Annotated in this window: 21 protein-coding genes; 12 read left to right on the top strand and 9 right to left on the bottom strand. The window is 59.2% G+C overall.

Annotation, left to right across the window (positions count from 1 at the left end; all coding sequences use genetic code 11):
• Window positions 1–70: 70 nt before the first annotated feature.
• On the top strand, window positions 71–1,306 hold the full coding sequence (locus FQ185_RS03365; protein ID WP_149416244.1) for a sterol desaturase family protein: 1,236 nt from the start codon (window positions 71–73) through the stop codon (window positions 1,304–1,306).
• Here FQ185_RS03365 and FQ185_RS03370 read toward each other — a convergent pair.
• Window positions 1,287–1,910 carry a DedA family protein gene (locus FQ185_RS03370; protein WP_149416245.1) on the bottom strand — a complete coding sequence of 208 codons (624 nt, stop codon included), beginning with the start codon at window positions 1,908–1,910 and terminating at the stop codon, window positions 1,287–1,289. The genes FQ185_RS03365 and FQ185_RS03370 overlap by 20 nt on opposite strands.
• A 208-nt stretch (window positions 1,911–2,118) precedes the next feature.
• On the opposite strand from FQ185_RS03370, the gene hemB reads away from it, so the two are divergent.
• Window positions 2,119–3,132 (top strand): porphobilinogen synthase, encoded by a 1,014-nt coding sequence (hemB, locus tag FQ185_RS03375; protein WP_007899362.1) that lies wholly within the window; start codon window positions 2,119–2,121, stop codon window positions 3,130–3,132.
• An 18-nt stretch (window positions 3,133–3,150) separates the two neighbouring features.
• Window positions 3,151–5,373: a polyphosphate kinase 1 gene (ppk1, locus tag FQ185_RS03380; RefSeq protein ID WP_149416246.1), complete on the top strand. Its 2,223-nt coding sequence runs from the start codon at window positions 3,151–3,153 to the stop codon at window positions 5,371–5,373.
• A 108-nt stretch (window positions 5,374–5,481) separates the two neighbouring features.
• On the opposite strand, the gene ppx is transcribed toward ppk1, so the two are convergent.
• The 5 genes from ppx to FQ185_RS03405 all read right to left on the bottom strand — a co-directional run bounded on the left by ppx (window position 5,482) and on the right by FQ185_RS03405 (window position 10,039).
• A complete protein-coding gene (ppx, locus tag FQ185_RS03385; protein WP_149416247.1) occupies window positions 5,482–6,984 on the bottom strand; it encodes an exopolyphosphatase in 1,503 nt (500 codons plus the stop codon).
• Between the two features lie 208 nt (window positions 6,985–7,192).
• A complete protein-coding gene (locus tag FQ185_RS03390; protein WP_149416248.1) occupies window positions 7,193–7,930 on the bottom strand; it encodes an amino acid ABC transporter ATP-binding protein in 738 nt (245 codons plus the stop codon).
• Window positions 7,917–8,567 carry an amino acid ABC transporter permease gene (locus FQ185_RS03395; RefSeq protein WP_149416249.1) on the bottom strand — a complete coding sequence of 217 codons (651 nt, stop codon included), beginning with the start codon at window positions 8,565–8,567 and terminating at the stop codon, window positions 7,917–7,919. Before FQ185_RS03395 ends, FQ185_RS03390 begins: the two co-directional genes overlap by 14 nt.
• On the bottom strand, window positions 8,564–9,232 hold the full coding sequence (locus tag FQ185_RS03400) for an amino acid ABC transporter permease (protein WP_149416250.1): 669 nt from the start codon (window positions 9,230–9,232) through the stop codon (window positions 8,564–8,566). The genes FQ185_RS03395 and FQ185_RS03400 overlap by 4 nt, the downstream gene beginning before the upstream one ends.
• A 21-nt stretch (window positions 9,233–9,253) precedes the next feature.
• Window positions 9,254–10,039, bottom strand: a complete 786-nt coding sequence (locus tag FQ185_RS03405) for a transporter substrate-binding domain-containing protein (RefSeq protein ID WP_149416251.1) — start codon at window positions 10,037–10,039, stop codon at window positions 9,254–9,256.
• A 256-nt stretch (window positions 10,040–10,295) separates the two neighbouring features.
• Here FQ185_RS03405 and FQ185_RS03415 point away from each other — a divergent pair, with 256 nt between their 5' ends.
• The 7 genes from FQ185_RS03415 (at window position 10,296) to FQ185_RS03445 (ending at window position 18,515) form a co-directional block, all read left to right on the top strand.
• Entirely contained in the window at window positions 10,296–11,003 is a 708-nt protein-coding gene (locus FQ185_RS03415; RefSeq protein ID WP_149416253.1) for a FadR/GntR family transcriptional regulator, read from the top strand.
• A gap of 120 nt (window positions 11,004–11,123) precedes the next feature.
• Window positions 11,124–11,453: a thioredoxin TrxA gene (gene trxA / locus FQ185_RS03420; RefSeq protein WP_008150340.1), complete on the top strand. Its 330-nt coding sequence runs from the start codon at window positions 11,124–11,126 to the stop codon at window positions 11,451–11,453.
• A 248-nt stretch (window positions 11,454–11,701) separates the two neighbouring features.
• On the top strand, window positions 11,702–12,961 hold the full coding sequence (gene rho, locus FQ185_RS03425; RefSeq protein ID WP_133100838.1) for a transcription termination factor Rho: 1,260 nt from the start codon (window positions 11,702–11,704) through the stop codon (window positions 12,959–12,961).
• A 147-nt stretch (window positions 12,962–13,108) separates the two neighbouring features.
• Window positions 13,109–15,109, top strand: a complete 2,001-nt coding sequence (locus FQ185_RS03430) for an acyltransferase family protein (protein WP_149416254.1) — start codon at window positions 13,109–13,111, stop codon at window positions 15,107–15,109.
• A gap of 69 nt (window positions 15,110–15,178) precedes the next feature.
• On the top strand, window positions 15,179–16,645 hold the full coding sequence (gene ubiD, locus FQ185_RS03435; RefSeq protein WP_149416255.1) for a 4-hydroxy-3-polyprenylbenzoate decarboxylase: 1,467 nt from the start codon (window positions 15,179–15,181) through the stop codon (window positions 16,643–16,645).
• Complete coding sequence (locus FQ185_RS03440) at window positions 16,645–17,613, top strand: CDP-6-deoxy-delta-3,4-glucoseen reductase (RefSeq protein WP_149416256.1); 969 nt, start codon at window positions 16,645–16,647, stop codon at window positions 17,611–17,613. Before ubiD ends, FQ185_RS03440 begins: the two co-directional genes overlap by 1 nt.
• A gap of 233 nt (window positions 17,614–17,846) precedes the next feature.
• Entirely contained in the window at window positions 17,847–18,515 is a 669-nt protein-coding gene (locus tag FQ185_RS03445) for a gamma-glutamylcyclotransferase (protein ID WP_149416257.1), read from the top strand.
• Here FQ185_RS03445 and glpT read toward each other — a convergent pair.
• Window positions 18,491–19,840 carry a glycerol-3-phosphate transporter gene (glpT, locus tag FQ185_RS03450; protein ID WP_149416258.1) on the bottom strand — a complete coding sequence of 450 codons (1,350 nt, stop codon included), beginning with the start codon at window positions 19,838–19,840 and terminating at the stop codon, window positions 18,491–18,493. The genes FQ185_RS03445 and glpT overlap by 25 nt on opposite strands.
• Before the next feature lie 327 nt (window positions 19,841–20,167).
• On the opposite strand from glpT, the gene FQ185_RS03455 reads away from it, so the two are divergent.
• Complete coding sequence (locus FQ185_RS03455; protein WP_149416259.1) at window positions 20,168–20,782, top strand: energy transducer TonB; 615 nt, start codon at window positions 20,168–20,170, stop codon at window positions 20,780–20,782.
• Between the two features lie 156 nt (window positions 20,783–20,938).
• Here the strand turns inward: FQ185_RS03455 and FQ185_RS03460 are convergent, their stop codons facing one another.
• Complete coding sequence (locus tag FQ185_RS03460; protein ID WP_149416260.1) at window positions 20,939–21,916, bottom strand: NADPH:quinone oxidoreductase family protein; 978 nt, start codon at window positions 21,914–21,916, stop codon at window positions 20,939–20,941.
• Window positions 21,917–22,066: 150 nt separating this feature from the next.
• Between FQ185_RS03460 and FQ185_RS03465 the strand changes: the two genes are divergently transcribed.
• Window positions 22,067–22,474, top strand: a complete 408-nt coding sequence (locus FQ185_RS03465; RefSeq protein ID WP_149416261.1) for a flagellar basal body-associated protein FliL — start codon at window positions 22,067–22,069, stop codon at window positions 22,472–22,474.
• A 70-nt stretch (window positions 22,475–22,544) separates the two neighbouring features.
• Here FQ185_RS03465 and FQ185_RS03470 read toward each other — a convergent pair whose 3' ends face one another.
• On the bottom strand, window positions 22,545–22,997 hold the full coding sequence (locus tag FQ185_RS03470) for an EVE domain-containing protein (RefSeq protein WP_149416262.1): 453 nt from the start codon (window positions 22,995–22,997) through the stop codon (window positions 22,545–22,547).
• Window positions 22,998–23,019 lie beyond the last annotated feature (22 nt).

Here is a 23,019-nt window from a genome sequence, read left to right on the forward strand (position 1 = left end):
ACTCGTTGCCATAGGGTTAATTCGCGGCTACACCTAGGATCTGTCCTCAAGATTCCGATCAGGGCGTGTCATGGACTTCATTCTGTATGCGGTGCCGTTTTTCTTTGTGCTGATTGCCGTCGAACTGCTGGCCGACCGTTGGCGCGGGGTGACCAACTATCGTGTGGCCGATGCGATCAACAGCATCAGCACCGGCGTTCTGTCGACCACCACCGGCCTGCTGACCAAAGGTGTAGGGTTGGTGGCCTATGCGTTTGCCCTCAAGCACCTGGCGCTGTTCGAACTCTCGGCCGAGAGTGCCTGGGTCTGGGTGTTCGCCTTCGTCCTCTACGACTTCTGCTACTACTGGCTGCATCGCCTGGGCCACGAGCGCAACATCCTCTGGGCCGCGCACTCGGTGCATCACCAGAGCGAGGACTACAACCTCTCCACCGCTCTGCGCCAGACCAGCACCGGTTTCCTGCTGAGCTGGATTTTCTACCTGCCCATGGCGGTACTTGGCGTGCCGTTGCTGGTGTTCGTCAGCGTCGCGGCACTGAACCTTTTGTATCAATTCTGGGTGCATACCAAGCACATTCCCAAGCTCGGCTGGTTCGAGTGGTTTTTCGTCACGCCGTCGAATCATCGGGCTCACCATGCACAGAACGCTCTCTACATGGATCGCAACTACGGCGGGGTGTTCATTATTTGGGACCGTCTATTTGGCTCGTTCCAGGAGGAGGACGACAACGAGCCGGTCATTTTCGGCGTGACCACGCCGCTGGCGAGCTGGAATCCAGTGTGGGCTAACGTGCAGTTTTACGCGCAGTTGTGGGCGGATGCGCGGCGTGCTGAAAGCACTTGGGACAAGCTGCGGATCTGGTTCATGCGCACCGGTTGGCGGCCGGCGGATGTCGCGGCCAAATACCCGATGAGCAAACCGGACCTGAGCCAGTTCCGCAAATACGAGGTGCCGCTGGACGGGCGTCAGCAGTGGTATGTGGTGTTGCAGTTCTGCGTCTATATCGCGCTGGGTAGCTACTTGATGAACCTGGAGCAGAGTTTGCCGACGGCCGCGTTGGTGTTGGGCTGGAGTGCCGTGGCGCTGGGTCTGTTCGTATTGGGCGTGGCCCTGGAAAATCGCCCGTGGGCGCTGAAGCTGGAACTGCTGCGACTGGTGTCGAACCTGCCGTTGGTGTGGCTGGCGCCTGTGGTCGGGCTGTGGCCGGCCAGCGCAGTGGGCTGGGTCGGCTTGCTCAGTTACAGCCTGCTCAGCGGTATCGGTCTCTACTGTTGCAGAAACCGTTTTACTCGGCTGGCGTCTTAGTCTCGGCGGCCTTGGCCAGTTCAGCCTGCTCATCGGCGTAGATCTTCTTCGCCAGACGAGCATTCTTGAAGCGCCGGCGCAGCCACAGGCAAAAGCCCAATATCAGCAACGCACCGAGCACCCACAGCTCGTACTTCTTGACACTGCCGAGCATGCCTTCGAGCACTGCACCGAAGTGATACGCGGCAGCAGCCAGTGCGGTGGCCCAGATCGCGGCACCAATCCCGTTGAGCAGCAGATAACGTCCCGGCGGGTAACCCGACAGGCCGATCGCCACCGGCATTACCGTGCGCAGGCCGTAGACAAAGCGGAAGCTCAGCACCCAGATGTCCGGATGCCTGCGGATGTGTTCCAGCGCCCGGTCACCCATCAATTGCCAGCGCGGTTTTCGCGCCAGCAACTTGCGGCCGTGCTTGCGCCCCAGGAAATACCACAGCTGATCACCGGCATAACTGCCGAGGAACGCCACGATCATGACCACTTTGAGGTCCATGTATCCGCGGAACGCGAGGAAACCCGCGAGCACCAGAATGGTTTCGCCTTCGAAGAACGTGCCGAGAAAGAGGGCGAAGTAGCCGAATTCCTGAAGAAATTGTTGGAGCATTGTCTGGGTGCTGGCGAAATGAACGCGCAGCCTAACCCTTCGTGCACATTCATGAAAGTGTCCAAATGTGTCTCGACGTGAACATTTCCTACAAGGACAATGGAATGCGGCTACCTGTCGCAGGGGTGCACATAACTGTAATACGACCGTCATAATGGCCGCTTATAACTGTCACGCTCGCCCGCCAACGCGGGCTCAGGAGTCTGCCGTGAGCTTTACCCCCGCCAACCGTTTGTTTCCAGCAACCCGTCTGCGTCGCAATCGCCGTGATGATTTTTCGCGTCGACTGGTCCGTGAAAACGTTTTGACCGTCGACGATCTGATCCTGCCAGTGTTCGTGCTGGACGGTGAAAACCGTCGCGAAGCGGTGGCCTCGATGCCGGGTGTCGAACGCCTGACCATCGATTTGTTGCTTGAAGAAGCGGCCAAGTGGGTCGAGCTGGGGATTCCGGCCTTGGCACTGTTCCCGGTGACGCCACCGGAGCTCAAGTCGCTGGACGCCGCCGAAGCCTGGAACCCGAACGGGATCGCCCAGCGCGCCACCCGCGCCTTGCGCGATCGGTTCCCGGAGTTGGGTGTGATCACCGACGTTGCCCTGGACCCGTTCACCACCCACGGTCAGGACGGCATTCTCGACGAAGAAGGCTACGTGCAGAACGACATCACCGTCGACGCGCTGGTCAAGCAAGCCCTGTCCCACGCCGAAGCCGGTGCTCAGGTGGTGGCCCCGTCGGACATGATGGACGGTCGCATCCAGGCGATCCGCGAAGCGCTGGAACTGGCCGATCACGTCAACGTGCGGATCATGGCCTACTCGGCGAAGTACGCCAGCGCCTACTACGGCCCGTTTCGCGATGCGGTCGGTTCGGCGCTGAACCTGGGCAAGGCCAACAAGGCCTCCTATCAGATGGACCCGGCCAACAGCAACGAAGCCCTGCACGAAGTGGCGGCGGACTTGTCAGAAGGCGCGGACATGGTCATGGTCAAGCCAGGCATGCCGTATCTGGACATCCTCTACCGGGTCAAAGAAGAATTTAAAGTGCCGACCTTTGTTTATCAGGTCAGCGGTGAATATGCCATGCACATGGCGGCGATCCAGAATGGCTGGTTGAGCGAAGGGGTTATCCTCGAATCCCTGACCGCTTTTAAACGTGCAGGCGCTGATGGCATCCTGACTTACTTTGCCGTCCGTGCTGCTCAATTGTTACGAGAGCAAAAATAGCCCTCCCAGGAACATTCGATGAATACCGAAGGACTCACTGAAGTTGCCGTAAAAGACGCTCAACCCGTGGTGGAGCAAATCGCCGAAACCCCGCCGGAACTGGAGCCTGCTCCACCCGCGGTGGTGGCCGAGCCCGCGCATGCGGCCCCGACGATTGCTATTCCCGGCCTGGATGACAGCAGCCTGTACATCCATCGTGAGCTCTCGCAACTGCAGTTCAACATCCGCGTGCTGGAACAGGCGCTGGATGAGTCCTACCCGTTGCTGGAGCGGCTGAAGTTTCTGCTGATTTTCTCCAGCAACCTGGACGAGTTCTTCGAGATTCGTGTGGCCGGCCTCAAGAAACAGATCACCTTCGCCCGTGAACAGGCGGGCGCCGATGGCCTGCAACCGCACCAGGCCCTGGCCCGCATCAGCGAACTGGTACACGGTCACGTCGACCGTCAGTACGCGATCCTCAACGACATTCTGTTGCCGGAACTGGAAAAACATCAGGTCCGCTTCATCCGTCGGCGTCACTGGACCACCAAGATCAAAACCTGGGTGCGCCGTTATTTCCGCGACGAAATCGCGCCGATCATTACCCCGATTGGCCTGGACCCGACGCACCCGTTCCCGTTGCTGGTGAACAAGAGCCTGAACTTCATCGTCGAGCTCGAAGGTATCGACGCTTTCGGCCGCGATTCCGGTCTGGCGATCATTCCGGCGCCACGTCTGCTGCCGCGGGTCATCAAGTTGCCGGAAGAAGTGGGCGGCTCTGGCGACAACTACGTGTTCCTGTCGTCGATGATCCATGCGCACGCCGATGACCTGTTCCAGGGTATGAAGGTCAAGGGCTGCTACCAGTTCCGTCTGACCCGAAACGCCGACCTGGCAGTCGATACCGAAGATGTAGAAGACCTGGCCCGCGCCCTGCGCGGCGAGTTGTTCTCCCGTCGTTACGGTGACGCGGTGCGTCTGGAAGTCGCCGACACGTGCCCGAAACACCTGTCCGACTACTTGCTCAAGCAGTTCAACCTGCACGAGACCGAGCTGTATCAGGTCAACGGTCCGGTCAACCTGACCCGCCTGTTCAGCATCACCGGGCTGGACAGTCAGCGAGCGCTGCAATACACGCCGTTCACCCCGCAGATCCCGAAACTGCTGCAAAACAGCGAGAACATCTTCAGCGTGATCAGCAAGCAGGACATCCTGTTGCTGCACCCGTTCGAGTCCTTCACCCCCGTGGTCGACCTGCTGCGCCAGGCGGCCAAGGACCCGCACGTATTGGCGGTCCGTCAGACCCTGTACCGCTCCGGTGCCAACTCGGAAATTGTCGACGCACTGGTCGATGCGGCGCGTAACGGCAAGGAGGTCACTGCGGTGATCGAGTTGCGTGCGCGGTTCGACGAAGAGTCCAACCTGCAACTGGCCAGCCGTCTGCAAGCGGCCGGTGCGGTGGTGATTTACGGCGTGGTCGGCTTCAAGACCCACGCCAAGATGATGCTGATTCTGCGTCGCGAGGCTGGCGAGATTGTCCGTTACGCCCACTTGGGCACCGGCAACTACCACGCGGCCAACGCCCGTCTGTACACCGACTACAGCTTGCTGACCTCGGATGACGCCTTGTGCGAAGACGTCGGCAAACTGTTCAGCCAGTTGATCGGCATGGGTAAAACCCTGCGCATGAAGAAGCTGCTGCACGCGCCGTTCACGTTGAAGAAGGGCATGCTCGACATGATTGCCCGCGAGACTCAGTTTGCCCTCGACGGCAAACCGGCGCACATCATCGCCAAGTTCAACTCGCTGACCGACCCGAAGATCATCCGCGCGTTGTACAAGGCCAGTCAGTCCGGGGTGCGTATCGATCTGGTGGTGCGCGGCATGTGCTGCCTGCGTCCGGGCATCGCCGGGGTTTCGCACAACATCCACGTGCGCTCGATCATCGGGCGTTTCCTGGAGCACACCCGGGTCTTCTACTTCCTCAATGGCGGCGAAGAGCAGATGTTCCTGTCCAGCGCCGACTGGATGGAGCGCAACCTCGACAAGCGCGTCGAGACTTGTTTCCCGGTCGAGGGCAAAAAGCTGATCATGCGGGTCAAGAAAGAGCTGGAGCTTTATCTCACCGATAACACTCACAGCTGGAGCCTGCAGGCGGACGGCCGTTACATCCGTAACACACCGACCGGCAATCAGAACCCGCGCAGTGCCCAGGCAACGCTGCTGGAGCGTTTGGGTAGCCCGATTCTGGCGGTCCGATAACGCGCAAAACCTGTGGGAGCGAGCTTGCTCGCTCCCACATGGGGGGTTGCGTCGTCTGCCGAATCGCGGGCACAAAAAAAGGCCTTCCGAAGAAGGCCTTTTTCAGTTTCAGCGAACGTTAAGCGCGAAGCCAACCCGCGTCAGCCATTCCGCTTCCAGGCCGAAGTCTGCCTGGGTCAGCTGGTTTTCATCCAGCCAGTTTTCCGGGAACAACACATCGAGGCTGTCGCGGTTGGCGTGAAGCACAACTTGAGGCATTTCCTGAGTGCCACGGATGTGATGGAACAGGATCGCGAAGCGCAACAGCACGCACAGGCGAATCAGCTTGATGCCTTCATCGCCGAAATCGGCAAACCTGTCACGGGGAATATTGCGGCGGTGACCGCGCACCAGCAGCGCGAGCATCAGCTGGTCTTCGCGAGAGAACCCGGCCAGGTCCGAGTGCTCGATCAGGTAGGCGCCGTGCTTGTGGTAGTGATAGTGAGCGATGTCCAGGCCCACTTCATGGACCTTGGCCGCCCAGCCGAGCAGTTCGCGCCAGACGCCGTCATCCAGATCCCAGTCTTCGGCGACTTGATCGAAGGCATGCAGCGCTTTGCGTTCGACCCGCGCCGCTTGTTCCAGATCGACGTGATAACGCTCCATCAGCGAGCTGAGCGTGCGCTCACGGACGTCTTCATGGTGATGACGGCCTAACAGGTCATAGAGCACGCCTTCGCGCAGGGCGCCTTCACAGTGGTCCATGCGTTGCAGTTCGAGGGCATCGAAAATCGCTTCGAGAATGGCCAGGCCCGCGGGGAAAATCGCCCGGCGATCGGGTTTGATGCCTTCGAAGTCGATCTTCTCGACGTCGCCGAGTTTGAACAATTTGCGCTTGAGCCAGGCCAGGCCTTCGGCATTCACCTCGCCAGTACCATGACCGCCGGCCTTCAGCGCCAGGCCGATGGCGCGGATAGTGCCCGAGGAGCCGATGGCTTCATCCCAGGTCAGGCGGTGCAGGGCGTGTTCGATGCTCATGATCTCCAGCCGCGCCGCCGTGTAGGCCTGGGCGTAGCGGGCCGGGGTGATCTTGCCGTCCTTGAAATAGCGCTGGGTGTAGCTGACGCAGCCCATTTGCAGGCTTTCGCGCAGCAGCGGTTCGAAGCGCTGGCCGATGATGAATTCGGTACTGCCGCCGCCAATGTCAGCCACCAGGCGCTTGCCCGGGGTGTCGGCGAGGGTGTGGGAAACGCCGAGGTAGATCAGGCGCGCTTCTTCACGGCCGGAGATGACTTCCACCGGGTGGCCGAGGATTTCTTCGGCGCGGCGAATGAATTCGGCACGGTTGCGGGCTTCACGCAGGGCGTTGGTGCCGACGATCCGCACGGCGCCCAGCGGCATACCGTTGATCAGTTGGGCAAAACGCTTCAGGCAATCGAGCCCGCGTTGCATGGATTCTTCACTGAGCTGACGCTCATCGTCGATGCCGGCGGCCAGCTGAACCTTCTCCCCGAGACGCTCGAGAATACGGATTTCGCCGTTCTGGGCCTTGGCCACGACCATGTGAAAGCTGTTGGAGCCCAGGTCGATTGCGGCGATCAGGGACAGATTCTTGGCTTGGGATTGCGGCATGGTCAGGGGGTCTCGGTCGATAACCTCGACATCGTGCCACGATCAAACGCTGCCGCCAACGCACAGTGTTCAAAGCCTTGATCCGACGCAGGAAAGTGGGTGACCGCTGCGCGGTCAATCGCTAGCAGGCTAGCTCCCACATTGGAATGCGTACCCCTGTGGGAGCTAGCCTGCTAGCGATGAGGGCATTAAAGACACTGAGGCTCTTTCAGGCTGTCGCTTCAACAGTCCCAATGAAGTTCGCCAACTCCGCCGTCTGCGGATTCGCGAACAGAATCTTCGGATCCCCCACCTCATGCACCTTGCCCTGATGCATGAACACCAACTTATCCCCAACCTCCCGGGCAAAACGCATCTCATGGGTGACCATAATCAACGTCATCCCTTCCTTGGCCAGTTGCCGGACTACGCTCAACACCTCGTTGACCAGCTCCGGGTCCAGCGCCGAGGTAATCTCATCGCACAGCAAGACCTTCGGCGACATCGCCAGCGCCCGGGCAATCGCTACCCGCTGTTGCTGCCCGCCAGACAATCGATCCGGAAAGGCATCGAATTTCTCCCCCAGCCCAACCCGCTCCAGCATCTCCCTTGCCAGTTCGGTGGCTTTGGCTTTCGGCACTTTCTGCACAACCTGCGGCGCGAGCATCACGTTCTCGCCGACGGTCAGGTGCGGGAACAGGTTGAACTGCTGAAACACCGTCCCGACTTTCTGCCGCAAGCTGCGCAGATCGGCACGGGCGGCGTCGAGGTATTCGCCGTCGACTTCGATCACGCCGTCGTTGATCGATTCCAGGCCATTGAGGGTGCGCAACAAAGTGGATTTGCCCGAGCCGCTGCGACCGATGATCGCCACGACCTGGCCTTCCTCGACGTTCAGGTCGATGCCTTTGAGTACATGGTGATCGCCGTAATATTTATGCAGGGCCGAAATTCTAAGCAGGGGCATGCAGTCTCCTTTCCAGGTAGCGCGCACTGAGGGACAAAGGGTAGCAGAGCAGGAAGTAACCGAGGGCCACGAGGCCGTAGACCATGAACGGTTCGAAGGTCGCGTTGGCGAGCATGCCGCCGGTCTTGGTCAGTTCGGTGAAGCCGATGATCGATGTCACGGCGGTGCCTTTGACCACTTGCACCGAGAAGCCCACGGTGGGTGCCACGGCGATCCGCAGCGCTTGCGGCAGGATCACGTAACGCAGTTGCTCCAGCGGGTTCAGTGCAAGACTCGACGAGGCTTCCCACTGGCCGTTGGGGATCGACTCGACGCATCCGCGCCAGATCTCCGCCAGATAGGCGCTGGTGAAGAGCGTCAGGGCAATCGCCGCCGCCATCCACGGCGAAATCTCAACCCCCGCCAACGCCACGCCGAAGAACACCAGAAACAGCTGCATCAACAGCGGCGTGCCCTGGAACAGTTCGATGTAGGAGCGGGCGAAGTTGCGCGGCAGGGATTTTTTCGAAATCCGCATGACCATGATCAGCAAGCCGATCAACCCGCCGCCGATAAACGCCACCAGCGACAGCGCCAAGGTCCATTGCAGGCCCGTGAGCAGGTTGCGCACGACGTCCCAGGTAGTGAAATCGCTCATTGGCTGCTCCTTGCGACAAAACGGCGGCCAATCCAGTTCAGCAACTGGCGGATCAGCAGCGCCATGCACAGGTAGAGCAGCGTGGTCAGGGTGTAGGTTTCAAAGGCGCGGAAGTTGCGCGACTGAATGAAGTTGGCGGCGAAGCTCAGCTCTTCGGTGGCGATCTGCGAGCAGACCGCCGAGCCGAGCATGACGATGATGATCTGGCTGCTCAATGCCGGCCAGACCTTGCCCAGCGCCGGCAGCAGGATCACGTGGCGGAAGGCTTCGAAGCGGGTCATCGCCAACGCGGCGGCAGCTTCGAGCTGGCCGCGAGGAATCGCCTGAATGCCGGCACGGATGATCTCGGTGGAATAAGCCCCGAGGTTGATCACCATCGCCAGCACTGCTGCCTGCCACTCGGAAATTTGCACACCCAGTGACGGCAGGCCGAAGAAGATGAAAAACAACTGCACCAGAAACGGCGTGTTGCGGATCAACTCGACGTAGACACCGAACATCGCTGAGAACGGGCGGATATTCCACGCCCGCACCAGCGCCCCGACGATGCCCAGACCCACTCCGAGCACCGCGCCGATGGCCGTCAGTTCAAGGGTGAACAGCGCACCGCGCAGTAGCAGGTCGGTGTTGTGCACCACCGGTAGAAAGTCGAACTGATAAGCCATGTTCAGTCTCCGCAACGGCGATCAGAGATCGGCCGGCAGCGGCTCTTTGAGCCAGGTCCGGGAGTTCTTCTCCAGCGCGCCGTCGGTCTTGGCGGTGGCGAGGATCTGATTGACCTTGCCCAGCAGCGCCGGCTCGTTCTTGTTCACGCCAACGTAGACCGGCGAATCCTTGAGCTTCACTTTCAGTGCCGGAATGCGTTTCGGGTTGCGTTCGCTGATGGTCACCATCACCACGTTGCCGCTGGCGATCAGATCAACCTGGCCTGCGAGATAAGCAGCGATCGTCGAGTTGTTGTCTTCGAAGCGCTTGATGGTCACGCCTTCGGGCGCGACTTTTGTCAGCTCGATGTCTTCGATGGCGCCACGGGTGACGCTGATGGTTTTGCCCTTGAGGTCGTCCAGGCCTTTGATGTCGGCGTCTGGCGGACCGAACACCGCCAGGTAGAACGGCGCGTAGGCACGGGAAAAGTCGATGACTTTCTCGCGCTCGGGGTTTTTGCCGAGGCTGGAGATCACCAGATCGACCTTGCCGGTGGTCAGGAACGGGATGCGGTTGGTGCTGTTGACCGGCGTCAGTTCGAGTTTGACCTTGAGTTGGTCGGCCAGCAGTTTGGCGGTGTCGATATCGAGGCCGCGAGGTTTCATGTCCGGGCCGACCGAACCGAAGGGAGGGAAGTCCTGAGGCACGGCCACCTTGAGGACGCCGCGCTTGACCACATCCTCCAGACCGTCGGCGTGGGCGGGCGCCTGGCTCAGCATCAGGCTGGCAAACAGGGCTGCGAGGAGGGCGCTGTAACGCTGGGTCATGGCAAATCTCCGAATCGGCGAGAAGTGATTTCTGCGGATCGACAGAGCATGGGCCATGCCAAGAATCGGTTTTGGGTGCCGCAGGCCACGGTTTTGCTGGATTCGTTCGGTCTTACTGGTCTGAACAGTCGTGCGTGGTTTCGCACCCCGATAGCGCATCGCCGGATTTCGCCGAACCCCCATGGGGCACGACTTGCCGGGCGTCGCGAATAGCTTTACAACTGACCGCTCATTGGCCTGGTTCGTCTGAAAAACCATGAACTCTATCTCCCGCGCCGTACCTGAAGTGGCGCTGCAAGCCATCCGCAAACTGATCACCGAGCGGGGGTTCGGGCCGGGGGATGCCTTGCCCTCGCAGCGGGATCTGGCTGTGCAATTGGGAGTCAGCCGGGCGTCGTTGAGAGAAGCGTTGTCGTCCTTGAGCGCGCTGGGCGTGATCAGCATCCAGCCGGGCAAAGGTGTGTTCGTGCAATCGCCGGTGGAGCTACCGCGGGGCGACGCGACGCTGAGTTGGCCATTCGCGGCACAGGCGTCGCCGCTGGACATCTTCCAGTTGCGCTATGCCCTGGAAGGCTTTGCCGCCGGTTTGGCCGCTGTGACCCTGAGCACCCATGAACTCGATGCGCTGGAGGACAACGTCGCCGCCATGCGCAACGAATTGAAGGCTGGCGACTTCGAGGCGGCGGCGCGACTGGATTTCGAATTTCACCGGTGCATCCTGCTGGCCAGTGGTAATCAGGCGATGCTGAGCATCCTGACGGCCAGCGCCGACATCTTTCTGGAGAGTCAGAAGCTACCGTTCATCCGGGCCGAACGCGCCATGGAAACCTGGCAGGAGCACCGCAAAATCCTCCGCGCACTGGCCCGGCGGGCGTCCGGCGCGGCGCAGAAGGCCATGCACGAACATGTACGCAACGCAGCTTTGCGCACTGGAATCGCTTTCGTCGCTCCCGCCACCTCATGACTTGAGCTATACCCAAACTCATGCAGCACCATAGCGAGACTCAATCATCTGCACCTTCCTGAACGAAGGAAGGGCAGCTATGATGGGCCACGTTTTTTTGCTTACAACCTGGAGACTTCCATGAGCAGCGATCTTATTAAACACGTCACCGACGCTAGCTTCGACGTCGACGTCCTCAAGGCCGAAGGCGCTGTACTGGTCGACTACTGGGCTGAATGGTGCGGCCCTTGCAAAATGATCGCTCCTGTTCTGGACGAAATTGCAGAAACCTACAAAGGCAAGCTGACCGTTGCCAAACTGAACATCGATGAAAACCAGGAAACCCCGGCCAAGCATGGCGTGCGTGGTATCCCGACGCTGATGTTGTTCAAAAACGGCAACGTCGAAGCCACCAAGGTCGGTGCACTGTCGAAGTCGCAACTGGCTGCCTTCCTCGACGCCAACATCTAAGCGTCGATTAAAGCGTCATCAAAAAGGCCCCGCACATCGCGGGGCCTTTTCGTTATTGAGGGCTAGACGCTCCGAAACTCAGGTGGTACATTCGGCCCCGCACTGGTTTCTCCACTGCCCCCTGCTAGCCGTCGCCGACGCACTCCTTTTCGAATAAGTACGCGATCCTGTCGCCTTCTCTGCGGCGCGGCCTCATTAAGCCAAAAGCTTAATTTCCCCCCCTCCATAAATGATTACGTCATTCCTATATGAATCTGACTGAACTCAAGCAAAAGCCGATTACCGAACTGCTCGAATTGGCCGAACAGATGGGCATAGAAAATATGGCCCGTTCGCGCAAGCAGGACGTGATTTTCTCCCTGCTCAAAAAGCACGCTAAAAGCGGCGAGGAAATCTCCGGTGATGGCGTGCTGGAGATTCTCCAGGACGGCTTCGGCTTCCTGCGCTCCGCTGACGCTTCCTATCTCGCCGGCCCGGACGATATCTACGTCTCGCCGAGCCAGATCCGCCGCTTCAACTTGCGCACCGGTGACACCATCGTTGGCAAGATCCGCCCTCCAAAGGAAGGCGAGCGGTACTTCGCGTTGCTCAAGGTCGACACGATCAACTACGATCGTCCCGAGAACGCGAAAAACAAGATTCTCTTCGAGAACCTGACCCCGCTGTTCCCGACCGTGCGCATGAAGATGGAAGCCGGCAACGGTTCCACGGAAGACTTGACCGGTCGTGTCATCGACCTGTGCGCCCCGATCGGCAAAGGCCAGCGTGGTCTGATCGTTGCACCGCCTAAAGCCGGTAAAACGATCATGCTGCAGAACATCGCGGCCAACATCGCTCGTAACAATCCTGAAGTTCATCTGATCGTATTGCTGATCGACGAACGTCCGGAAGAAGTAACCGAGATGCAGCGCACCGTGCGCGGTGAAGTGGTTGCCTCGACGTTCGACGAACCGCCAACCCGCCACGTGCAGGTTGCTGAAATGGTGATCGAGAAGGCCAAGCGCCTGGTCGAACACAAGAAAGACGTGGTGATCCTGCTCGACTCCATCACCCGTCTGGCCCGCGCCTACAACACCGTGATCCCGAGCTCCGGCAAAGTGCTCACCGGTGGTGTCGATGCCCACGCCCTGGAGAAGCCGAAACGCTTCTTCGGCGCCGCGCGGAACATCGAAGAAGGCGGTTCGCTGACCATCATCGCTACCGCGCTGGTTGAAACCGGCTCGAAGATGGATGAAGTGATCTACGAAGAATTCAAAGGCACCGGCAACATGGAGCTGCCTCTGGATCGCAAGATCGCGGAAAAACGCGTCTTCCCGGCGATCAACATCAACCGTTCCGGCACACGCCGCGAAGAGTTGCTGACGGCCGACGACGAGTTGCAGCGCATGTGGATCTTGCGCAAGCTGCTGCACCCGATGGATGAAGTCGCTGCCATCGAGTTCCTGATCGACAAGCTGAAACAGACCAAGACCAACGACGAGTTCTTCTTGTCGATGAAGCGTAAGTAAGACGGTTTTTTAACCGCTAAAAATGGTGTCCTTCGGGGCGCCATTTTTTTTGCAAAAAAAGAGGAGGTTTGCGGCTAAGGTAGGTCAGTACAAAAACGAAAAGGCCCAGACGGCCTCCAATTTATTAACGGACTGGCATTAAAGTTTATGAGCACTCTTGCTTATCGAAGGGATATCGACGGCTTGCGGGCAATTGCCGTTATCGCGGTGGTGTTGTTCCATTTTGGCGTCCCGGGGTTTACCGGCGGTTTCGTCGGTGTCGACGTCTTCTTTGTGATTTCCGGTTACTTGATCACCTCGATCATCTGGAACCAGCGTAAGGCCGGGCGCTTCAGTTTTGTCGATTTCTGGGCGCGTCGTGCCCGGCGGATCCTGCCGGCGCTGTTTGCGATGATCATCGTCGTGCTGGCGGTTGGCTGGTTTTTGCTGGCGCCCAAGGATTACGAGGAGCTGGGCCGCTCGGTGCGTTACCAGGTGATGTTCGTGTCCAACATCCTGTTCATGCGCCAGGACGGTTATTTTGATGTTGCCTCAGAGCTCAAGCCGTTGCTGCATACCTGGTCGCTGGCGGTTGAAGAACAGTTCTATATTGTCTTCCCACTGCTGCTGACGGTGCTGTCGAGTCGCCTCAAACATTGGCGGCTGGCGCTGTTCGCGGTGTTGCTGGTGTCGTTCGGGCTCAGCGTTTGGGCCGTCGCGCATCATCCGGAAAAAGCCTTTTTCCTGCTGCCGATGCGCGCCTGGGAGTTGTTGGCCGGTGCCATGCTGGCGGTTGCGCCCAGAGGGAATTGGCGCCTGACAACTGCCGGGGCCCAAGTGGTCAGTCTGGCCGGGTTCGGGCTGATTCTGCTGGCGGTATTGTGCTACGACAAAAGCACGCCATTCCCCGGTGCGGCTGCGTTGCTGCCAACCTTGGGTGTGGTTGCGCTGATTTGGGCCAACGGGCATCGGCAAACCCTGGTCGGTGGGTTGCTGGCCAGTCGTGTGCTGGTCGGCCTCGGGTTGATTTCCTACTCCTGGTACCTGTGGCACTGGCCGGTTTTTGTCTTCGCCAGCTACGCCAGTGTCGACGAGCCAGGCCCGATTGATATCGCAGGATTGATCTTGCTCAGCCTGATATTGGGCTACCTATCGTGGCGTTTCGTCGAGACGCCTTTCCGCGAGCGCCGGCTGTTGGCTGGACGCCGGCAGATTCTGGTGGCTGCGGGTTTCGGCGTGCTGGTCCTTGGTTTGGCAGGTCAGGCTCTGCGCTGGACCGATGGCCTGCCGTGGCGTCTGTCCGACGAGGCTTTGCAGTACGCCAAAGGGCGCGAGTGGCGGCCGGAGCTGATGGCGTGTCTGGCTGACGACAAAACGCCCGATGACAAACTCTTTTGTCATTACGGGACGCCGGCACTGAATGCGTCCAAGGCGTTGGTCTGGGGGGACAGTCACGCCACGGCGCTGATCCCGGTATTTGAAGACGGTGCGCAGGCGCATGGCGTCAGTGTGATCCTGGCAAGTTCGCCCGGGTGCTTGCCGGTGACGGGCCTTGAGCATGACCCGCGTTGTGCACGCTTCAATCGTCGAGTCGAGGAGGCCTTGAAGCCACAGACCGTGGGCGATGTGGTGCTGGTGGCGCGCTGGAGTCTGTATCTCTATGGCGATGTGAAAGGTGATATTGGGCATGCGTTGAAGGATTCCGACGGCCGCTACGACCGCGCCGTCGCCGAGCAACGGCTGGCCGAAGGACTGCGAGCGACGGTGCAGCAATTGCGCAATGGCGGGCATCGAGTCTGGCTGATCAAGGAAGCGCCGCTGCAACAGTTCAGCCCGCCTTACCGTCTCAGCCGACTGGCAATGTTGCATCGTCCGACCGATGTGGGTCTGGCGGTCACGGAGCACTTCAAGCGCCAAGCGTTCATCAGCCAACTGTTCGCGCAAATGGCAGCAGCCAATTCGGGAGTGACAGTGCTGGATCCGGCGCCGCTGCTGTGTGATCAGACGGGTCTTTGCCGCGTCGAGTTCGAGGGTCATTCGCTGTATACCGATGACAATCACCTGTCGGAGGTCGGTGCGCGACTCATCGCGCCGGTACTTGAGCCACTGTTTCTGCGGTTACAAGCCCAGGCAACTGCCGGCAACGGCAAGGTGAATGCGGCCAGATAAGCAGCGATAAGCTGCCAGCGGCCGGCAGAGCAGGTAGGATGTACGCCTATTTTAGGGGTGCCATCGTCAATGAAATTCAAGGATCTTCGGGATTTCGTGCAGCAGCTTGAGCAGCGCGGAGAGTTGAAACGCATCCAGATCCCCGTCTCTCCAGTGCTGGAGATGACCGAAGTCTGTGATCGCACGCTGCGGGCCAAGGGCCCGGCGCTGTTGTTCGAAAACCCGACCGGTTACGACATTCCGGTACTCGGTAACCTGTTCGGCACCCCCGAGCGGGTCGCCATGGGCATGGGTGCCGAGGCGGTCAGCGAGCTGCGCGAAATCGGCAAGCTGTTGGCGTTCCTCAAGGAGCCTGAGCCACCGAAGGGCTTGAAAGACGCCTGGTCCAAGCTGCCGATTTTCCGCAAGATCATTGCGATGGCGCCGAAAGTCGTCAAAGACGCGGTCTGCCAGGAAGTGGTCATCGAAGGTGACGACGTTGACCTCGCCATGTTGCCAGTGCAGACCTGCTGGCCCGGCGACGTCGGCCCGCTGATCACCTGGGGCCTGACCGTCACCAAAGGTCCGAACAAGGACCGCCAGAACCTGGGCATCTACCGTCAGCAAGTGATCGGTCGCAACAAGGTCATCATGCGCTGGCTGAGTCACCGTGGTGGCGCGCTGGATTATCGCGAGTGGTGCGAGAAGCATCCTGGCCAGCCGTTCCCGGTATCCGTGGCGCTGGGTGCTGATCCGGCGACCATTCTGGGGGCCGTGACGCCAGTGCCCGACAGCCTCTCCGAATACGCCTTCGCCGGTTTGCTGCGCGGCAATCGCACCGAACTGGTGAAGTGCCGCGGCAACGACCTGCAAGTGCCGGCCACTGCCGAAATCATCCTTGAGGGCGTGATCCATCCCGGCGAGATGGCCGATGAAGGTCCGTACGGCGACCACACCGGTTACTACAACGAAGTCGACAGCTTCCCGGTGTTCACCGTCGAGCGCATCACCCACCGCATCAAACCGATCTACCACAGCACCTACACCGGTCGTCCGCCGGATGAGCCGGCGATTCTCGGTGTGGCGCTGAACGAAGTGTTCGTGCCGATCCTGCAGAAGCAGTTCCCGGAGATCACCGACTTCTACCTGCCGCCTGAAGGCTGCTCGTACCGCATGGCCATCGTGACCATGAAGAAGTCGTATCCGGGTCACGCCAAGCGGGTAATGCTCGGTGTCTGGTCGTTTTTGCGACAGTTCATGTACACCAAGTTCGTTATCGTCTGTGACGACGATATCAATGCACGCGACTGGAACGACGTGATCTGGGCCATCACCACGCGCATGGACCCCAAGCGCGACACGGTGATGATCGATAACACGCCGATCGACTACCTGGATTTCGCCTCGCCGGTGTCTGGCCTGGGTTCGAAAATGGGGCTCGATGCCACGCATAAATGGCCGGGCGAAACCACTCGCGAGTGGGGCCGGGTCATCGTCAAGGATGAAGCCGTGACCCAACGGATCGATGCCATCTGGAATCAGTTAGGAATAGATTGATGCGTGTAACTTTGCAGCCCTCCGGAGCAGTGCTAGAGATTCTGCCCGGCGAGCGGATTCTCGATGGCGCGCGACGCCTGGGCTATGAATGCCCGCAAAGCTGTCGTAACGGCAATTGCCACGTGTGTGGCGCGCTGCTGGTGGAAGGGCGGGTCAAACAGGCCGGCGATGTGCGTGACCATGGCGAGTTCTACACTTGCATAGCAGAGCCGCTGGAAGACTGCATCGTGCTGTGGGATGGCGTGCTCGCGCTGGGAGAATTGCCGGTGCGCAGCTTGTCGTGTCAGGTTATTGAATGCAGGGACGTCGGCGGCGATACCTGGCGTGTACGTCTGCGAGCGCCGGCCGGCAAGCCGCCGCGCTATCACGCCGGTCAGTACCTGATGATCGAGCGTGAAAACGGCGAGAAGTCTGCGTTTTCCCTGGCATCGGCGCCTCATGGCGGGCGCGATCTGGAAATCCATGTGCTGGCGCGCGAAAGCAGTGCGTTGAACCTGATCGATCAGTTGCAGCGCAACCCGATGGTGCGGATCGAGATGCCATTCGGCGATACCCATCTGGCAGAACTGCCGGAAGGTCCGCTGGTGCTGATCGCCGCAGGCACCGGCATGGGCCAGATCCATAGCCTGATCGAACATTGCCGGGCCACAGGTTTCAAGCATCCCGTTCATTTGTATTGGGGCGTGCGTCGTCCTGAAGATTTTTATGACATCGAGCATTGGGATGAGTGGCTGAAGCTGCCCAATCTGTTCCTGCATAAAGTCGTCAGTGATCAATGCGGCTGGCAGGGGCGCTGCGGGATGCTGCATGAGGCGGTGTGTGAGGATTTCCCTGATCTGAAAACGCTGCATGTTTATGCCAGCGGCTCTCCGGCAATGGTCTACGGCACGCTGGATGCCTTGGTCGAAGCGGGGATGGATGCTCATCAAATGCGTGCGGATGTGTTTGCGTACGCGCCGCGATCTTGATCCGCGATCTTGATCCGCGATTTTGATCCACGGTCTTGATCGTTATAACTCCATATATAGCCGATCGGTATTTATAAAACTATATAAATACCGGTAGGTTATATGTCATTCAGGCAATAAGTTAAAAACTGTGCCATGGCACTTAAATTGCCTCGAAACATATGTGCCTTATTGTTACAGCGGTGCGTTCTATTAAGTAATCTTTACCCGCGGGGAGCTGAACGCTATTCGCCATGAGTGCCATTGAATCCGCTTTTTTGAATCTGGCTTACCCGCCGCGACTCGATCTGGGGCCGCAGCATACGCACGAACAATTGCTCAGCTCGATGCAGTCAACCATGGCGCGCCACAAAGGCGGGCCGGTGTGGCTGTTCGCTTACGGCTCGCTGATCTGGCGCCCTGAATGCGCGGCGGTGGAGAGGGTGCGCGGTCGCGTGCATGGCTACCATCGCGGTTTGTACCTGTGGTCCCACGAACATCGCGGCACGCCTGAAGTGCCCGGGCTGGTATTTGGCCTGGATCGCGGTGGCTCTTGCAGCGGGTTTGCTTATCGATTGCCCGAAGAACAACTCGACGCTTCGTTATATGCACTTTGGCAAAGAGAAATGCCATTCCCGTCCTATCGCCCACACTGGCTCAACTGCCGTCTTGAAGATGGAAGTCAGGTTCAGGCGTTGGGATTTGTTTTGGAACGGCACCTGCCCAGCTATGCCGGCGACCTCCCGGATCACGTGTTGAGCCACGTGTTCGAAAACGCTTGCGGGCGTTACGGTACCACTCGCGATTATGTCGAGCAGACCGCCAACGCCCTGCGTAGCCACGCCATGCCAGACCGGAATCTGGAGGCGCGGCTCAAGCGCTGCAAATCAAAGTCCGATCAGGCGATCGCTTCGCGGCTCTGACTGGCAACTTGTTTGTGCCACAGCGTCGGCGCCAGGAAGGCCATCGCCAGTAAGCATGCGCCGATCAGCAGCACGAAACCGCCATCCCAGCCGAAGTGGTCCACGGTGTAGCCCATCGCTGCACTGGCCGCGACCGAACCACCCAGATAACCGAACAGACCCGTGAAGCCCGCTGCCGTACCGGCGGCTTTCTTCGGTGCCAATTCCAGCGCTTGCAGGCCGATCAGCATCACCGGGCCGTAAATCAGGAAGCCGATCGAGACGAGCGCGATCATGTCGACTGTCGGGTTGCCCGCCGGGTTGAGCCAGTACACCAGAGTTGCAACAGTCACCAATGCCATGAACACCATACCGGTCAGGCCACGGTTGCCACGGAAGATCTTGTCCGACATCCAGCCACATAGCAGCGTGCCCGGAATACCTGCCCATTCGTAGAAGAAGTAGGCCCACGAGGTTTTATCCACGGTGAAGCCCTTGGCTTCCTTGAGGTAGGTCGGCGCCCAGTCCAGCACGCCGTAGCGCAACAGGTAGACGAAGACGTTGGCCAGGGCGATATACCAGAGCATTTTGTTGCGTAGCACGTATTTGACGAAGATTTCCTTGGCGCTGAATTCTTCTTCGTGGCTGGCGTCGTAGCCTTCCGGGTAGTCGTTCTTGTACTTCTCGATGGGCGGCAGGCCCACCGATTGCGGGGTGTCGCGCATGGTGACGAAGGCAAACACCGCCACCGCCAAGGCGACTGCCGCCGGCACGTAAAACGCTGCGTGCCAGTCATTGAACAGGCCCATGCCGAGCAGGAACAGCGGGCCGATCAGGCCACCACCGACGTTATGCGCCACGTTCCACAAGGACACTACGCCACCACGTTCCTTCTGCGACCACCAGTGCACCATCGTCCGCCCACTCGGTGGCCAGCCCATGCCCTGAGCCCAGCCATTGATAAAGAGCAGGATGAACATGATGGTCACGCTGGACGTCGCCCAGGGCGCGAAGCCGAAGATGAACATCACACCGGCTGAAACCAACAGGCCGAAGGGCAGGAAAAAACGCGGATTGGAACGGTCGGACACGATACCCATCAGGAACTTGGACAGGCCGTAGGCAATGGCGATGGCCGACAGCGCCAGGCCCAGCTCACCGCGGGTATAGCCCTCTTCGATCAGATAGGGCATGGCCAGGGAGAAGTTTTTGCGCAGCAGGTAATAGCCGGCGTAGCCGATGAAAATACCAGCGAAGATCTGCCAGCGAAGGCGTCGATAGGTGTTGTCTATTTTTTCTTCAGGCAATGGAGCCTGATGTGCGGCAGGACGAAAGAAAGCAAACATTCAAGAGCTCCAGATTTCTTGTTTTGACTGCGGATGCGAATGTTACAGTTTCATTACCGAAAATAGCACCGGTTCGCATCAGCAAAACAGGGGAAAAGTTGGACGTTGCATGTTCTTTTACGAACATGTCGCTCAGGTATAAGTGAAGGACGGTGTGGGAAACGTTACTTGCACCCCTCAGTGCCGTATTTCAGACCGGAGTAGGACAGGGCTTTGGGAAATGTCCTTCGCTTGAAAGGGAAGTCGCGGTGTTTTGTTTTGAGGCGCTGATCCTTAACCTGTGTGCAGGTGCCAGATCTGGCATTGCCGATGCGACAGGGAGTGGTTATGCGGTGGTTTGCGTTTGTGCTGTTGTGGATTGTTGCAATCGGTGTTCGAGCGGGGGAGGTGTTTTTGATACCGGAGAATAATCCGAAGCCGATTTACCCCAGAGAGCTTTTCAGGGCCGGGATAACGGGTGAAGTCCGGGTCAGATTCACTGTGAATGCCGATGGTTCGGTCGACAAATTGAGCATTTTGCAAAGCGATCATCCTGACTTGGCGGAAGCGGCCCGGAAAGCGATAGCGCAGTGGCGCTTCAAGCCGTGGGTGATAGAAGGCGACAAACCTGCCGAGCTGGTAGTGACTGCCCCGATGGTTTTCAGACTGGATCTGGATACGCCCATACACACCAACCAATGGCTTAAACAATTGAGGTGCCGTGACATCAATGAGGCGTTGGTCGATTTTCCGGAGTACGCGTGGGTTGATTCAAAAGTGTTTGATTACACCCGTGCCTATCTGTCGAACGTGATTTACACGACGCAGCTGCAGAATGAGCAGCGCCTGGCATTGATTGCCAGGCTGAATAAGCGTGTGCCGAGAATCGTCAGAGAGTGCCGGGCGAGCCCTGTTCGCAAATACATGAGTTTGCTGCCGAAGGAGATTAGCGAGTTGCTTTAGCCTTGGCCAAAAAAAGCCCTCGATCCTGAGATCGGGGGTATTTTTTGTGTGTCGCACATTACCTGTAGGGGCCAGGCTTGCCGGCGACGGCGTCATCAGCCGCAGCGCAGACACCGCATCGATTCCTTCGCGGGCAAGCCTCGCTCCTACGCAGGCTCAGCGAACCTGCACCACCACTTTCCCGACCGCCTTGCGCTGACCAAGATCATTGATCGCCTGCGCTGCATGGCTCAGCGGATACACCTGCGACACCAACGGCTTCAACTTGCCCTCGGCAAACCAGCCAAACAATTGCTGGAAGTTCGCCGCATTGTCTTGAGGCTGGCGCTGGGCAAACGAACCCCAGAACACGCCGACCACTGCCGCACCTTTGAGCAGCGCCAGGTTCACCGGCAGTTCCGGAATGCGCCCGCTGGCGAAACCGACTACCAGCAAGCGGCCGTTCCAGGCGATGGCGCGGATGGCCTGATCGAACAGATCGCCACCGACCGGGTCGTAAATCACATCGGCACCCTGGCCGTCGGTCAGGCGTTTGATTTCATCCTTGAGGCTGGTTTCGCTGTAATTGATCAGCTCATCGGCGCCAGCAGCCTTGGCTACGGCGAGTTTCTCGGCGCTGCTGGCGGCAGCGATTACGCGAGCGCCCATGGCTTTGCCGATTTCCACAGCGGCGAGGCCGACACCGCCCGAAGCGCCGAGTACCAGCAGGGTTTCCCCGGGTTGCAGGTTTGCGCGTTGCTTAAGCGCGTGCATCGAGGTGCCGTAAGTCATGCTGAACGCGGCGGCGGTGTTGAAGTCCATCGACGGCGGGATCGGCAGTACGTTGTAACCCGGCACCGCGACTTGTTCGGCGAAGCTGCCCCAGCCGGTCAGGGCCATGACCCGGTCACCGACTTTCAGATGACTGACCTTTTCGCCCACCGCGCTGACCACGCCAGCCGCTTCGCCGCCCGGGGAAAACGGGAAGGGCGGTTTGAACTGATATTTGCCCTCGATGATCAGCGTGTCAGGGAAGTTCACCCCGGCGGCATGCACGTCCAGCAGGATTTCATTCTTCTTCGCGACAGGACTGGCGACGTCTTCCAGCACCAGCGATTCGGCAGGGCCGAAGGCTTTGCACAGCACGGCTTTCATCAGGGCTATTCCTTTGGGAGTAATGGCCGATAAGTGTAGGTGTGTGAGTCGATGGGTCAACGAGCATGCCCGCCCCTGATAGTCAGCCATAAGCTTGTGCTGGCGAGGCGGGTCGTTATGCTAGGCCGCAAACCGGATAAGGAGCGAATTGTGAAAGCGTGGATCATGTTGTTGCTGGCCGTGTCTCTGCCTGTGGCAGCGATGGCCGAAGAAGCCAAAGAAGGTGCAGCTCCGAAGGTCAATTACATCACCCTGAGCCCGCCTTTCGTGGGCAACTATGGGCTGGACGGTACGCCGAAGCTCAAGGTCTACAAGGCTGATGTGGCGTTGCGGGTGACGGGTGACGAGGCGACCAAACTGGTGAAAGCCAATGAGCCGTTGATTCGCAATCAACTGGTGGCGCTGTTTGCCCAGCAAACGACCGAGGCGATGAACAACGTCGAGGCCAAGGAAAAACTACGTCAGGAAGCCTTGAAGCAGACCCAGCAAATCATGAACGATGAGACCGGCAAGCCGGTGGTTGAGGATCTGTTGTTCAACAACCTCATCATCCAATAAGTCCTTCTTTGTCCGGGCGGCCCTCATCGCGGGCTTGCCCGCGATGGCATTCGGAGAAACGCAGGAAATTTTACGGCTTGAGTGCTTTCACCGCAGCCCATTGCTCAGCCGTCACCGGCATTACCGACAGTCGCGAGCCTTTCTGCACCAGCGGCATCTCGGCCAGCGCCGTCTGCTGCTTCAGATAATCCAGTTTCAGCACCTTGGGGAACGTCTCGAGATGCGCGACATCAATCGCGCTCCAGGCGTTTTTCTCGGGCGAAGCCTTCGGATCGAAGTAATGACTCTGCGGCTCCAGCGCCGTCGGGTCTGGATACGCGGCTTCGACAATCTTTCCTATTCCGGCAATACCCGGCTCAGGGCAGCTGGAGTGATAGAAGAAAAATTCGTCGCCGACTGCCATGGCTCGCAAAAAATTACGCGCCTGGTAGTTGCGAACTCCGTCCCAGCGCGCTCGGCCGAGTGTCTCCAGATCTTTGATCGAAAGTTCATCAGGCTCGGATTTCATCAGCCAGTAGGCCATGGTTTTTGCTCCTTGCGGGGTG

It is taken from the genome of Pseudomonas sp. ANT_H12B (assembly GCF_008369325.1).
Lineage (GTDB): Bacteria > Pseudomonadota > Gammaproteobacteria > Pseudomonadales > Pseudomonadaceae > Aquipseudomonas.